This window comes from Myxococcus guangdongensis, assembly GCF_024198255.1.
GTDB lineage: Bacteria > Myxococcota > Myxococcia > Myxococcales > Myxococcaceae > Myxococcus > Myxococcus guangdongensis.
In genome coordinates, this window is record NZ_JAJVKW010000010.1 from 339,868 (window position 1) to 354,324 (window position 14,457).

The window sequence follows — 14,457 nt, forward strand, 5'->3', positions numbered from 1 at the left end:
GGGCTCTCCACCAGCGGGCTCCTACGCTGTGGGGGCGCGCGCGGCGCGTCCTGGTGGCGAAGGAGCTCGGGTGTTCCGAATCGACGTCGACAATGCGCACGCCATCGTGGGCTTCGTCCTGGAGGGCTACATCCGGGTCCCGGAGATGGAGGCCTTCGTGGTGGAGCTGGAGCGGGCCACCGACTCACTCGCCGGCCAGGACATCAAAATCCTGGCGGACCTGCGCGCCTTCCGTCCCGCCTCACCCGAGGCCGCCAACATGATTCGCCGCGTGCAGGAGTACGGCCTGCGCTCCGGCGTGGTGCGCGTGGCGGAGCTGGTGGAGAGCGAAATCGTCGCGCTCCAGCTCAACCGCGTGGCGGAGAACAGCCGCACGGACCGCATCCTGCGCCGCTTCTGGGAGGAGTCCGCCGCGCGCCGCTGGCTCATCCAGGGGGACGCGCCCGAGCCGCCCCAGCCCCGCCCTTGAGCCGCCCGAAGTCAATGTCTCTCAACTCCGTTTGAATTCCAGGCGTCGAAAGACGTGTTTTCAGGCGGGCTCGACTTCTACCGCCAGACACGCTCTTTCGAGCCATTGTCCCACCCGCGCGTTGGCCATTTCTTGTCGCGCGAGGAGTCTCACGTAAAGCCCGTTTACGTGTTTGGGTTGGTAATATATCGAAACATGAATAATGGCTTTTGCGTTTGAAATCGTGATTCCAGGTGTGTCACGAATAAATGGCCTTTTACCGGAGGTCTTGCGTTTGGCTCATCGAGTCTTGAAGACGTTTGGCGTGGCTTGTTTGGGTGTTGCGCTCACCGCGTGCGGCACCACGGAGCCCGCGCCGGGAGAGGCGAAGGCGCCCGAGGCGAAGGCGGGAGCGGACATCCAGCAGTCGCTCAAGAAGCTGCCGAGCGCGGGCGTGGCCGGCGCGCACACGGATGGCGTGCCGGACACGCTGGTGGGTGAGCTGGGCAAGGTGGAGCGCACGCTGTCGGCGCTGGGCGTGGGCCAGGCGGCCTTCGCGGCGGCTCCGGCGCTGACGGACATCGCGCCGGTGTTCCGCCTGCGCGCGGATGATTTGTTCCTGCAGCGCGCGCGCACGGACAACCAGGGCAACCAGCACCTGCGCTATCGCCAGACGAAGAACGGCCTGGAGGTGGTGGGGGGTGAGCTGATGCTGCACGTGCGCCCCGACGGCAACGTGTACGCGGCCAACAGCTCCGCCCGTGACGGCGTGGACCTGCCCGCGACCCCCCGCGTGGACGCCTCCGTGGCGGCGCGCACCGCGGCCCGTGCCACCGCCGGCACTGGCATCGCCTCCGAGGGCGAGCCCCGGCTCGTCTACGTGCGTGACGACGCGGGCACGCTGTTCCTCGCCTGGCACGTGCGCGTGACGGGCACCCAGCCCTCCGGCATCCCCCTGGTGGACAACGTCTATGTCGACGCGCTCGGCCAGACGGGCGTCGTGGCGCGCCACCCGCTCATCCACACCGCCCGCAACCGCGCGGTGTACACGGCCAACAACGGCCTCTCGCTGCCGGGCACCCTGCGCCGCAGCGAGCTGGGCGCGGTCACCAACGACGCGCACGTGGACCAGAACCACACGCAGCTGGGTTACACGTACGACTGCTATCAGACGCTGTTCGGTCGCGACTCGTTCGACAACGCGGGCGCGGAGCTGCGCAGCACCGTCCACTACGACAGCGGCTATGTGAACGCCTTCTGGAACGGCACCCAGATGGTGTACGGCGACGGCGACGGCGTGAACTCCATCGAGCTGGGCAAGGACCCGGACGTCACCGTGCACGAGCTGACGCACGCGGTGACGGAGCGCGAGTCCAACCTCATCTACTCCGGCCAGTCCGGCGGTCTGAACGAGGCGCTGTCGGACACCTTCGCCGCCATCTGCCAGAGCTGGGCGTCCGGCACCTGGAGCACCACGCCCGCCATCTGGATGATTGGCGAGCAGGTGTGGACGCCGAACACGCAGAACGACGCCCTGCGTTACATGGATGACCCGAAGAAGGATGGGGCGTCGCTGGACCACCTCAGCGACTACACGTCCAGCACCGACGTGCACTACAGCTCGGGCATCCCCAACCTGGCCTTCGCGCTGCTCGCCAAGGGCGGCACGCACCCGCGCGGCCGCACCACCATCACCGTGCCGGCCATCGGCGTCGAGACGGCCGCGCGCATCTGGTACAAGGCCAACACGGACATCTTCACGGAGGGCACCACGTTCCTCCAGGCGAAGACGTGGACCATCCAGGCCGCGGCGGACCTCAACTACAGCCAGGCCATCCAGGACGCGGTGAAGGCGGCCTGGGAGGCGGTGGGTGTCAACGGCCTGTGGACGCCGCCGGTCTCCATCCCGCTGACCAACGGCACGGCCGTGACGGGCATCTCCGGCACGCTGGGCAACGAGAAGTACTACTCGCTGGTGGTCCCCGCGGGGATGACCAAGCTGGTGTTCACCACCACGGGCGGCGGCTCGGGTGACCTGGACCTGTACGTGGGCCGCGGCACCCAGCCGACCACGTCCAGCTACGTGTGCAGCTCCACGGGCACCAACAGCGTGGAGACGTGCACCATCAACAACCCGACGGCGGGCACCTACCACGTCCTGCTCTACGCGTACTCGGCCTACTCCAACGTGACGCTGACGGGCACGGCGAGCGCCACCGTGGGCAACGTGCTGCAGAACAACGTGCCGGTGACGGGCCTGTCCGCCGCGACCAGCGCCAGCGTGAACTACACCATGGACGTGCCGGCCAACACCCGCGTGACGTTCGCCACCAGCGGCGGCACGGGTGACGCGGACCTGTACGTCCGCTTCGGCTCGGCCCCCGGCACGACCTCCGGCACCTACGACTGCCGCCCGTACCTGGGTGGCAACGCGGAGTCCTGCCAGCTGACGAAGACCACGGCCGGCAAGTACTACGTGATGGTGCGCGCCTACTCGGCCTTCACGGGCGTGACGCTGAAGGGCTCCTACTAGCTCCAGAAGTTTCGAGGTTCGGGGTTGGACGGTGACACCCGGGGGGCCATCATGGGCCTCCCGGGTGTTGCTTTTTTCCGGGGGACGCAAAGGAGGACGCGGATGGCGTCAGACAGCGCGGCGAAGGCGCGGGCAAACCCTGGCGGCAAATCGTGGCGCTGGTACGGGTGCGGCGTGCTGCTGATGGTGTTCGTGTTCGTGCCGGGGTTGATTCTGTTCTTCTCCTGGCTGAACGCGAGCGTCGTGGTGCCGCGCAGGGAGCGGCAGGTGCAAGCGCGCATCGCGGGGTTCTGCGGCGAGGTGAAGGCAGGGGAGCTGCCGGAGGACGCGCTGGAGCGCTCGCGCTCCCTGGGCTACCCCGTCCGGTTGGAGGGCTCCGTCGCGAAGCGGCTGCGCATCATCCGCTTCGACGCGCCGGTGAGCCAGATGCTGGGCTGCGAGCTGCACACGGACGACGCGGGCCGGGTGAGCTCCACGAAGCCCTATGTCATCTCGATGGAGTACGAGGACTTCTGAGCCTCGGGCCCGGTGGGCAGCTCGACGGTGAAGGTGCTGCCCTCGCCGGGGGTGCTCTCCACGTGGATGGAGCCCCCGAGCGCGGTGAGGATTTCGCGCACCAGGTGCAGCCCCAGGCCCAGGCCGCCGTAGGCGCGCACGGAGACGGCGCGCTCGAAGCGCTCGAAGATGTCGGCCAGCCGGTCCTCCGCGATGCCGATGCCCCGGTCCGTCACGCTCACGCGCACCCGCCCGTCGTCCTCCCACGCGCGCAGGGTGATGGGCTTGCCCGGGCCGAACTTCAGGGCGTTGGACACCAGGTGCGTCAGCACCTGCCCCAGCCGCGAGCCATCCCAGTGCCCCCACAGCGGGCCCGCGACCTGGAGCTCCAGCGCGCAGCCGGCGCGCTCCAGGGGCTCGGCGAGCTGGCCCGCCGCGTGGTGGATGAGGTCCGCCAGGTCCACGCGAGACAGGCGCAGGTCCATCCGCCCGGCCTGGAGGCGGGAGATGTCGAGCATCTCCTCCACCAGCGTGGCCAGCTTCAGCGTCTGGGCGTCCAGCGTGCGCAGCGCGCGCACGGCGTGGGGCGGCAGCCCGGGCGGCGTGTGGCGCAAGAGCGTCTGCACCATGAGGCGCAGCGAGGTGAGCGGCGTGTTCAGCTCGTGGGAGGCCACGCTGAGGAACTCGTCGCGCAGGCGCACGGCGTCCTGGGCCTCGCGGTACAGCCGGGCGTTGTCCAGGCAGACGGCCACGCGGCGCGACAGCTCCTGGGCGAGCCCCAGGTCCGCCTCCGTGTAGCGCCTGCCGGGCGCGCCGGAGACGAAGGTGGCCACGCCCAGCGTCTTGCCTCCGGCGATGAGCGGCACGTGCATGGCGGCGCGTGAGCCGATGTCGCGCAGCAGGTCGATGTACTCCTGGCCGTGGCCATGCTCGCGCAGGATGAAGTCGGGGACGTCCGTGCGCAGGAAGGGCTTGCCGGTACGCAGCGCGTGGACCAGGGCGGGCGGGGACGTCCAGTCCACCGGGTACTTCTCCAGCATCTGCTTCAGGCGCGCCTCCTTGCGCGCGTCCACGTGCGCCGCCGACAGCACCCGCAGGTGCTCGCCGCGCTCGACGACGGTGACGATGCACCAGTCCGCCAGGAAGGGCACCACCCGCCGCATGGCGTTGCCCAGCATCACCTCCACGTCCAGCGACTCGGCCAGCGCCAGCCCCGTGTCCGCCAGGAAGCGCACGGCCCGCTCCGCGCGGCGGCGCTCCTTCACCTCCACGTGGAGCTGCTCGAACAGGCGGCTGTTCTCCAGCGAGATGGCGATCTGCGACGACAGCGTGCGCAGCACCCCCACGCGCTCCGGGGTGAAGGCGCGCGTGGCCAAATCGTTCTCCAGGTAGAGCACGCCCACCGTGTTGCCATGGCGCTGGATGGGGACGACGAGCGCGGACTTCACCGCGCGGCGGACCACGTAGGCGTCCCCTACGAAGCGGCCCTGGTGCGCGGCGTCGGCCAGCACCAGCGTCTCGCCGGTGCCGAAGGCGTGCTCCACCAACGTCACCGGCACCTGGTGGCTCGCCTCCAGCGGGGTGCGCTCCAGGCTGACGGGCTCGGAGCTGGCGCCCACGGCGCAGACCTGCGGGCTGCCGCCCTCGTCCAGGACGAGCGCGCCGCGCGTGGCCCCCGCGGCCTCGAAGCACACCGCCATCAGCTTCTCGAGCAGCCGGTCCAGCACCACCTCGCCCACCAGCGTCTCGGAGGCCTTGAGCAGGGTGAGCAGGTCCAGCGAGGCCCCCGGCGGCGTGGGCCCCGTCGCGGTGGCGCCGAGCTCCACCCAGGGCCGGTCCACCCGCGTCGCCAGCTCCGGGAACTCCTCCTCCAGCTGCGTCACCTTGGCCTGCGCGCCCCAGCGCATGTAGCCGTCCAGCGCCGCGCGCAGGTACAGCGGCACCAGGCGCCGGTGGCCCTGCTGCTGGTGGAACCGCCCCGCCAGCTCGTGGGCCAGGGCCTCGTCCTGGAGGAAGCCCTCGGTGTGCGCGCCGTCGATGGCGCTGTCGTACAGCCGCATCGCCTCCAGCGCCCGGTCCTCCAGCCGCGCCACCTCCGCCGCCACCAGCTGGTGCTTGTGGCGGAAGTTCTCCGGACACGTCCGGGCCCACGCCTCCAGTCGCCGCTGGTTGTCGGCCACGACGACCAGCAGGGACGCCTTCTCCGCGGGCACCCGGGACGCTCGCGCCAGCAGCGTCAGCGACGTGAGCACGTTGAAGTCCACGTTGCGGAAGAAGCCCTGCGTGTAGTGCACGTAGGGCAGGGCCTCGCGCGACATCCGCAGCGCCTCGTCGATGTCGCCCATCACGTAGGCGACGAGCAGCTTCATCATCGCGAGCAGGTAGAGGTTGGTCTGCTCCGCCCGGTCCGACGCGAGGTACGCGCTCTCATCGAAGTCGTCGTCGTCCAGGCGCGCGGGCGTGCGCGTGCGGCCCTGGAGCGCGCGGATGGCCTGCCGGTAGAGGATGGACACGTCCACCATGCCCCGCACGTTGACGCGTCGGGAGTAGGAGAGGGCGGTGTCGATGGAGCCGAGGATGCGCACCAGCTCGGTGCCCATGGCCATCTCCGTGGAGACGACGGTGGTGAGCGCGTAGCTGGTGAACTGCAAATCACCACTGGCCAGCCCTGTCGTCACCGCCCGGCGCAGCAGCGACAGGCTGGTGCGCAGGGGCGCGCGCCAGTGATTGACGTTGAGCGTGAGGCTGATGAGCGCCCGGCACTCCTGCCTGGCGTCGCCCAGCTTGCGCGCGAGCGCCACGCCCAGGTGTCCATGGGCCTGGGCTTCTTCCACCTCGCCCCGGCTCGCGAGCAGCATGCCCTGCGAGGCGTGGACGGCGGGGGCCCAGCGCGAGTTGCCGTGTTCCAGCGTGAGCGCCAGCGCCAGCGTGTTGAGCCACGCGAACAGGTCCGGGTCCACGAAGAAGGCGGGCGTGACGAGCTCGGACAACAGCTGCACGCAGGCCAGGTGCCGGCTGTCGGTCATCATCGGCGCGTCCAGCAGCGCCTCCACCCGGCGCCCGTCCAGGTGCTGGCGCACGCGCGCCTGTCCCTCGGCGAGCGCCTCCTGGTAGCCGTGCTCGGGGAACTCCACGCCGAACAAGCGCAGCCCCTCGCGGCCCGCGGCGAGCGCCTCCGCGTAGCGCCCGGTCATGAGGTTCGCGAGCACCTGGAGGACGTACAGGTCCGCCTTCTGGGTCGCGGACGCGGCGTGCGCGTGCGCGGTGCACAGCAGCTGCTCCGCCAGCTTCCCGTTGCCGGAGAGGTACGCGCACTCCGCGGCCTCCCGGTGCACCTGGAAGAGCCGCTCCTGTCGCCGGGCCTCCCCGCCCGCGGGGAGCAGCGACAGGCCCCGGGTGAAGTACACCAGCGCCGCGCCGAAGGCGGAGGCCCCCTTGGCCTTGAAGCCCGCGCGGAAGAACAGCTCCGCCAGCTGCGTGCGCTCCTCGCCGTCGCTCAGCTTGCCGAGGCCCCGGTGGAGGTGGTCCACCACCGCGAAGAGGCGCTCCTCCAGCGCGTCGCCCTTCGCGCCGTGCCACAGCTTCCGCCCCACGGCCAGGTGCAGCGTCTGGCGTTGGTCCTCGGTGAGCAGCGAGTACGCCGCCTGCCGGACGCGGTCGTGCGCGAAGCGGTAGGTGGCCTCGCGCCGCGCGCCGTCCGTCGCCGCGCGCGCGGGCTCGCTCTCGGGGACGAGCAGCCCTTCTCGCAAGAGGCTCCACAGCGCGGAGGCCGCGTCCTGCTCGCTCTCGTCGACGAGCGATGACAGCAGGCCCAGCTCCACCTGGTCCCCCAGGCACGAGGCCACCTCCAGCACGTGCTGGGTGCGCTCCGGCAGGCGGCGGATGGCGGCGAGCAGCAGCTCCACCACGTTCTCCGTCACCTCCACGCGGGACAGTCGCTCCAGCTCCCAGGTCCACGTGCCGTGCTCCCAGTCGAAGCGCAGGAGCCCGGACGCGTGCAGCAGGCGCAACAGCCGCGTGAGGAAGAGCGGGTTGCCCGCCGTCTTGCTCGTGAGCAGCCGGGCCAGGGGCGCCACCCGCGCGGGCTCCAGCTGGAAGGTGTCCGCGCACAGCGCGGTGGTGGCGCCGACGTCCAGCGGCTCCAGCTCGAAGTCCTGGACGGGCAGCGTGTCCTGCTCCACGAGCACATCGAGCAGGCGCGACAGCGGGTGTCCCGGGCCCACCTCCTGCGGCCGCCACGCGCCGACGAAGAGCACGTGGCGCGAGCCCGGGTCCGTGCACAGGCTCTCCAGCAGCTGGAGCGAGCCGGGGTCCGCCCACTGCAAGTCATCCAGGAACAGCAGCAGCGCGTGCCGGGGCGTGGCCAGCGACTGCACGAAGGACTGGAAGAGCAGGTGGAAGCGCGCGGCGGACTCCACCGGCCCCAGCGCCGGCGGCAGCGGCTGCGGCCCGAGCAGCACCTCCAGCGCGGGCACCACGTCGGTGATGACGCGCGCGTGCGGCCCCAGCGCGCCCAACAGCCGCTCCCGCCAGAAGTCACGCGACGGGGGGGACTCCTCCAACAGCTCGCGCATCAGCCCCTGGAACGCCTGGACGAAGGCGGCATAGGGCACGTTGCCCTGCAGCTGGTTGAACTTGCCGGTGAGCAGCCGGTCTCCGGGGAGCGCGTCGCGCGCCAGCTCGTGCACCAACGCGGACTTGCCGATGCCCGCCGCGCCCGACAGCAGCACCAGCTCGCTGCCACCCCGGCGCACGCGCTCGCGGGCCTCGCGCAGCTCCTCCTGCTCCGGCTCGCGGCCGTACAGCCGCTCCGGGAGCGACAGCTGGTGGGCCAGGTCCAGCCGCCCCAGCGTGAAGTCCCCGTCGTGCTGGCGCCGCCCGGCCTCGAGCAGGTCCGACAGGAGCGAGTCGGCGCCCTGGTAGCGCTCCTCCGGCATCTTCGCGAGCAGCTTGAGGACGATGTCCGAGACGATGCGCGGCACCGCGGGGTTGACGAAGGCGGGCGGCACGGGCGCGCGGGCCAGGTGCGCGTGCACCAGCTCCACCGGGTCCGGGGAGGTGAAGGGTGGCAGCCCCGTGAGCAGCTCGTAGAAGGTGGCGCCCAGCGAGTACAGGTCCGCGCGGTGGTCGATGGGCCGGTTCATCCGCCCCGTCTGCTCGGGGGCGACGTACGGCAGGGCCCACTGGAGCTCGCCGGGCAAATCACGCGTGGGGGCGATGCCCGAGACGCGCGTGGCCAGGTCGAAGTCGATGAGCGTCAGGTGCGTGCCGCTGGCGCTCATCACCAGGTTGGTGGGGTTGAGGTCGCGGTGGATGACGTGCTGCTCGTGCAGGCGGGTGAGGATGCCGGTGAGCTGGAGGGCCAGCTCCATGAAGCGCTCCAGGTCCACGGGCTTGCGGCGCAGCCACGCCTGGAGGGTGTGCGGCCCCGCGTCCTCCAGCACCAGCGCGGGCGGGTGCGAGGGCGCGTCCTCCAGCCAGACGGCCCGCGCGAGGTCGGGCACGGCGTCGCGCAGCTCGGTGAGCAGCGCGTGCTCGTGGCGCAGCATGGGCGCGCTGCCAGCGGCGAGCGGCCCCTGGCGGACCTGCTTGATGACGAGGGGCCGGCCATCGTGTGCCCAGGTGCGGAACACGACGTACCGGCGTCCTCGGTGGATTTCCTGTAGGCCTTCGGTCCCCGGCGCCTGCCACATCGTCCGTCCCCGCCGCGAGGCGAGCTCCTCCGTCCGGCCCCCAGGCGCTTGGACGCTTCCAGGCGCGGGCGGGCCCGTCTCCTTCAGGATTTGGACGAAGTCGCCCACAGGCGACGGGCGGCGGGGTGGGGCCTCGCGGGGTGCCCGGTCTGCGAGCAGCCTCAGCTCACGCGGCGCAGCTCCGGCAGGTCCTCCGGCTTGAGCGCCCAGGGCGGCGTCGCCGGCAGCGTGGACAGGAAGCCCGTCTGCACCGCGGGGAAGCCATCCACCTGGGCCGCGTCCGGGAAGAGCGAGCCGGGGCGCACCATGCTGCCGGCGCCGACCAGGCAGCCGCGCCCCAGCCGGCTGCGGTCGCAGAGGATGGCGCCCGCCTCCACGACGGTGCTCGCGCCCACGAAGCAGCCGTGCACCAGGCAGCCCGGTCCGATGATGGCCCCGTCCTCCACCACCAGCGTGCCACCCGGTTGCAGCTGCACCACCGTGTTGGCGTGGATGCGCACGCCCGCGCCGATGCGCAGCGGCGCGTGGGACTCGCCGATGATGCGCACGCCGGCGCCGATGATGGCGCCGGGGCCGATGAGCACGTCGCCCGTCACTTCGGCGGAGGAGAACAGGGTGGCGGTGGGGTGGACGAGCGGGTGCTTGTCTCGGAGGGAATAGAGCTGTCCCATGGGTGCATCCTCGGCGCGGTCTCGGGCGAAGAAAGGGGTGAGGGGCTGTTGGGGAAGGGTGAGCGAGCCGCCGCGCGTGGCGCGCAGCCGCTCGAGGTCTCCGGTGTCCACGCGCCGCACGACGCGCGCGGGTCGGCCGACGACGACGGAATCCGAGGGCACCCACATGCCGGAGGGCACCAGCGCCCCGTCGGCCACGAGGCAGCGGTCGCCCAGTCGGGCGTCCGGTTGGAGGATGGCCCCCGCGCCCACGTCGCACAGGTGGCCCACCGACGCGCCGAGCACCATGCTGCGCGGGCCCAACGTCGTCTTCTCTCCCACCACCACGGGATGACGCGCGGTGCCGACGACGGTGGTGTTCTCCCGCAGGACGGAGCCCGCACCGAGTTGAACCGCGCCCTCCGGAGAGCAGACCACCGCGCCTTGTGCGAGGTGGACTCCGGGTCCCAGGTGCACGCGCCCCAGCACGCGCGCACTGCTGGCCAGACGGAAGTGCGCGGTGCCCGGGCTGGGTTCTGACGGGAACGGCGTACGCGAGAAGCTCGTCATCATGAGTGGGCGCAAGCTACACCTCGCCTTGGCGATGAAGGACCGCCCGGCGGCGCAGGGGTGGTGTCGGAGGTGAAACGCCCAACAGCGCGGAACCCCGCCCACGGTCCAGGGTTCGTGACGTCCACCCACGCTCCCCCGGGCGGAGAGGACAAGGCCGTGCTCGCCCGTCCGCCGCTCCCATGGCGCTGTGCGGGTCAGCCGGTCGCGCACCTTGGCGTCCCTGGACGCCGTCGCCCCTTCCTGCCAGAAGGGCCGCAGGTCGCGGGGGCGGTCCAGGAGGCAGCACACATGTCGCAGGTGGAGGTGCGGGAAGCCGCGCCGGAAGAGGGCTTCTGGGCGTCGCTGAAGGAGGCCATGCACGGCACGCAGAAGGACCTCACGGGGCTGCCCGTGAAGCGCGCCATCTTCCTGCTCGCGGTCCCCATGGTGCTGGAGATGGTGATGGAGTCCATCTTCGCGGTGGTGGACGTCTTCTTCGTCGGGCGGCTGGGCGCGGATGCGGTGGCCACGGTGGGGCTGACGGAGTCGCTGCTCACCATCATCTACGCGGCGGCCGCGGGCCTGAGCATCGGCGCCACCGCGCTGGTGTCGCGGCGCATTGGTGAGAAGAACCCGGAGCAGGCCGCGCGCACGGCGGTGCAGGCGATGGGCCTGGGTGTGTTCCTGGCCATCCCCCTGGCGGTGGGCGGCGTGGTGTTCTCCCGCTCCCTGCTGGAGCTGATGGGCGGCGCGCCCTGGGTGCTCGAGCACGGCGTGCGCTACACGCAGGTGATGCTCGGCGGCATGGGCACGGTGCTGCTGCTGTTCCTCATCAACGCCATCTTCCGGGGCGCGGGGGACGCGGCCATCGCCATGCGGGTGCTGTGGCTGGCCAACGCCATCAACATCGTCCTGGCGCCGTTGCTCATCTTCGGCGTGGGCCCCTTCCCGGAGCTGGGCGTGATGGGCGCGGCGGTGGCCACGACCATCGGCCGAGGCTGCGGCGTGGTGTATCAAATCTACCGGTTGGCCCGGGGCGGCGGACGGCTGCACGTGCGCTGGGAGCACGTGCGTCTGGAGTTGGGCACCATGCTCTCCATGCTGCGGCTGTCCGGCGCGGGCACGGCGCAGTCGCTGGTGAACACCACGAGCTGGGTGGTGCTGGCGCGCATCGTCTCCTCCTTCGGCAGCCAGGCGGTGGCGGGCTACACCATCGCGATGCGCATCGTGCTCTTCGCGCTGCTGCCCTCGTGGGGGCTGGCCAACGCGGCGGCGACGATGGTGGGACAGAGCCTGGGCGCGCGTCAGCCGGAGCGCGGCGAGCACGCGGTGTGGACGGCGGGGCGCATCAACGCCGTGTTCCTGGGCTCGTTGGGCGTGTTGTTCGTCGCCTTCGCCCGGCCGCTGGTGAGCGGCTTCTCCATGGACCCGGTGGTGGTGGACCATGGCTCGCACGCGCTGCGCATCATCAGCGGGGGCTTCCTGTTCTATGCCTTCGGCATGGTGCTGACGCAGTCGTTCAACGGCGCGGGGGACACGATGACGCCCACGCTCATCAACGTGTTCTGCTTCTGGATACTGGAGCTGCCCCTGGCGTGGGCGCTGTCGGGGCCCTTGAAGATGGGGCCCTCGGGCGTGTTCCTCTCCCTCACGGTGGCCTTCTCCGTGCTGGCCGTCCTCGCCGCCATCCTCTTCCGGCGGGGGCACTGGAAGCTGCGCCAGGTGTAGGCGTCACGCCGTGATGTCACCGCGCGGCGCTTGACTCGGGTGGGGTGCGCGGAGGGCAATGGGCCCATGCGACGCGCGCTCCTCGTGGCCTGTCTGTTGTCCGGATTGTCTGCTTCCGCCGCACCGCCCCCGAAGTCCTACGTGCTCAAGGCCGCGCGTCTGTTCGACGCGAGGACGGGCAAGCTCGTCACGCCGGGCGTGGTGGTGGTGGTCGACGGCAAGGTGTCGGCGGTGGGCGCGGCGGCGAAGACGCCCGAGGGCGCGCGCGTGGTGGAGCTGGGGGACGCGACGCTGCTGCCGGGCTTCATGGACGCGCACACGCACCTGACGGGCGAGGCGGGGGAGGACTGGCGCCAGGACGTCATCGACTCCCTGCAGCGCACGGTGCCGGAGCAGACGCTGGAGGCGCTGCCGCGCGCGAAGGTGACGCTGATGGCGGGCTTCACCACGGTGCGCAACCTGGGCGCGGCGGACTTCATCGACGTGGGCCTGCGCAACTCCATCCGCCGGGGCACGGTGGTGGGGCCGCGCGTGCTGACGGCCACGGCGGGCCTGGGGACGACGGGTGGCCACTGTGATGGTGGCAACTCCTGGCGCAAGGGCGCGCTGGCGGACGAGACGGGCGCGGGCGTGGCGGACGGGCCGGAGGCGCTGCGCGTGAAGGTGCGCGAGGCGGTGAAGTACGGCGCGGACCTCATCAAGGTGTGCGCCACGGGCGGGGTGCTGAGCCTCAACGCGGACGTGGGCTCGCCGCAGCTGACGCAGGCGGAGCTGGACGCGGTTGTCGACGAGGCGCATGCGCGCGGGCGCAAGGTGGCCGCCCATGCCCACGGCGCGGAGGGGGCGAAGCGGGCCATCCGCGCGGGCGTGGACTCCATCGAGCACGGCTCGATGCTGGATGACGAGGCGTTGGAGCTGATGAAGAAGAAGGGCACCTGGTTCGTGCCCACCGCCATGGCCTTCCAGGGCGTGAAGGCGCTGGCGGACAAGGGGGGCCTCCCCGAGGAGAACGTGCGCAAGGTGCGCACGGTGGAGGTGTCGCGCGAGCAGGTGCTGCGCAAGGCCATCTCGCGCGGGGTGCGCATCGCCTTCGGCACGGACGCGGGGGTCTATGCGCACGGGCGGAACGCGGGCGAGTTCGCGCTGCTGGTGCAGGCGGGCATGTCGCCGGCCGAGTCCCTGCGCGCGGCGACGGTGCACGCCGCGGAGCTGCTGGGCGTGTCCGCCACGCTGGGCGCGCTGGAGCCCGGCAAGCTCGCGGACGTGGTGGCGGTGCCGGGCAATCCGCTCGAGGACATCCGGAAGACGCAGGCCGTGTTCTTCGTGATGAAGGAGGGGGTCATCCACCGCGATGACACCGCGGCCTCGTCGGCCCCGCGCTGAAGCGGGGGCCTTGTCACCACGTCAGGCGCCGTGCGCGCCGCCCGCGGACTCGTCCCAGAAGGACGCTTCAATCTTGTGGCCGTCCGGGTCCTTCACGAAGCAGCCGTAGTAGGGCGCGCCGTACAGCGGGCGGGGACCGGGGGCGCCGTCGTCGGTGGCGCCCGCCGCGAGCGCGGCCCGGTGGAAGGCCTGCACGGCCTCCTTCGATGAGGCGATGAAGCCGAAGTGCGTGCCATTGCCGACGTTGGCGCGCTGCCCGTCGAGGGGGGACTGCACCCAGAACTCGGGGAACTGCTTGCCGTAGGCCACGGCGTTGGGGAAGTCGAGCACCCGCTTGCAGCCGAGGGTGCCCAGCACGGCGTCGTAGAAGGCCACGGCCTTCGCGAAGTCGTTCGTGCCGAGGGAGACGTGGGAGAGGATGCTCGGGTTCGAGTCGCTCATGCGCCGGCTTTAACCCGGCCTGGGCCCGCGCGCGCGCCGAATCGCTCAGGGGCAGTAGGGGCAGGTCGCGAGGCCCGGGTTGTCCGTCTCGAACTGGGCATACACCCGGCAGTTGTCATCGCGCCGTGACGTCTGGCCCTGGCAGCCGTAGTGGTACGCGGCCTGGCAGAAGGCGGAGGACTGCGCGTCCGCGGAGGGGCCCGAGTACGGGGTGTTGCACGCGCCCGACGTGCCGCCGCACGCGTCCACGTCGTCCTTCAGCTCCGAGGAGTCACAGGCGCTGCGCTCGCCATACGCGGAGCACGTGCGGTCGGACGGACACCACTTGCAGGCGCTGGCGACGTACTCGCTGGCGCAGCTTCCACAGGTGGAGAGCTCGGTGCAGACATCGTCCTCGAAGCAGGCGGTGAGTCCGAGGCACGACACGAGGAGCGCGAGCAGGGCGATGGGGCGAAACACGGAGACTCCAGGAGCCGGGGTGACGCGGAGAGTCTCCCCGGAGCGGTTCGCCCCGGGCAATGAGTCCGGGAACAT

General features: G+C 71.3%; 9 protein-coding genes. 5 read left to right on the plus strand and 4 right to left on the minus strand.

Annotated elements, in window-relative coordinates:
• The first annotated feature begins 70 nt into the window (after nucleotides 1-70).
• The 3 genes from LXT21_RS29065 (at nucleotide 71) to LXT21_RS29075 (ending at nucleotide 3,497) form a co-directional block, all read left to right on the plus strand.
• A complete protein-coding gene (locus LXT21_RS29065) occupies nucleotides 71-469 on the plus strand; it encodes an STAS/SEC14 domain-containing protein (protein ID WP_254041452.1) in 399 nt (132 codons plus the stop codon).
• A 304-nt stretch (nucleotides 470-773) separates the two neighbouring features.
• The gene (locus LXT21_RS29070) at nucleotides 774-2,981 is read left to right on the plus strand and encodes a M4 family metallopeptidase (protein ID WP_254041453.1); all 2,208 of its coding nucleotides are present in this window, start codon (nucleotides 774-776) and stop codon (nucleotides 2,979-2,981) included.
• A 102-nt stretch (nucleotides 2,982-3,083) separates the two neighbouring features.
• Nucleotides 3,084-3,497, plus strand: coding sequence for a hypothetical protein (locus LXT21_RS29075; RefSeq protein ID WP_254041454.1), 414 nt, complete (start codon nucleotides 3,084-3,086; stop codon nucleotides 3,495-3,497).
• Here the strand turns inward: LXT21_RS29075 and LXT21_RS29080 are convergent.
• Together LXT21_RS29080 and LXT21_RS29085 are read right to left on the minus strand one after the other, a co-directional pair.
• Nucleotides 3,464-9,169: an AAA family ATPase gene (locus tag LXT21_RS29080; protein ID WP_256572064.1), complete on the minus strand. Its 5,706-nt coding sequence runs from the start codon at nucleotides 9,167-9,169 to the stop codon at nucleotides 3,464-3,466. The genes LXT21_RS29075 and LXT21_RS29080 overlap by 34 nt on opposite strands.
• Before the next feature lie 161 nt (nucleotides 9,170-9,330).
• A complete protein-coding gene (locus LXT21_RS29085; protein WP_254041456.1) occupies nucleotides 9,331-10,392 on the minus strand; it encodes a gamma carbonic anhydrase family protein in 1,062 nt (353 codons plus the stop codon).
• Between the two features lie 288 nt (nucleotides 10,393-10,680).
• Between LXT21_RS29085 and LXT21_RS29090 the strand changes: the two genes are divergently transcribed.
• Both LXT21_RS29090 and LXT21_RS29095 read left to right on the plus strand, forming a co-directional pair.
• The gene (locus LXT21_RS29090; RefSeq protein ID WP_254041457.1) at nucleotides 10,681-12,099 is read left to right on the plus strand and encodes an MATE family efflux transporter; all 1,419 of its coding nucleotides are present in this window, start codon (nucleotides 10,681-10,683) and stop codon (nucleotides 12,097-12,099) included.
• 66 nt (nucleotides 12,100-12,165) lie between these two features.
• Nucleotides 12,166-13,482, plus strand: coding sequence for a metal-dependent hydrolase family protein (locus tag LXT21_RS29095; RefSeq protein ID WP_254041458.1), 1,317 nt, complete (start codon nucleotides 12,166-12,168; stop codon nucleotides 13,480-13,482).
• Between the two features lie 21 nt (nucleotides 13,483-13,503).
• Here the strand turns inward: LXT21_RS29095 and LXT21_RS29100 are convergent, their stop codons facing one another.
• Together LXT21_RS29100 and LXT21_RS29105 are read right to left on the minus strand one after the other, a co-directional pair.
• Entirely contained in the window at nucleotides 13,504-13,923 is a 420-nt protein-coding gene (locus LXT21_RS29100) for a VOC family protein (protein ID WP_254041459.1), read from the minus strand.
• 45 nt (nucleotides 13,924-13,968) lie between these two features.
• A complete protein-coding gene (locus LXT21_RS29105) occupies nucleotides 13,969-14,382 on the minus strand; it encodes a hypothetical protein (protein ID WP_254041460.1) in 414 nt (137 codons plus the stop codon).
• Nucleotides 14,383-14,457: the final 75 nt, after the last annotated feature.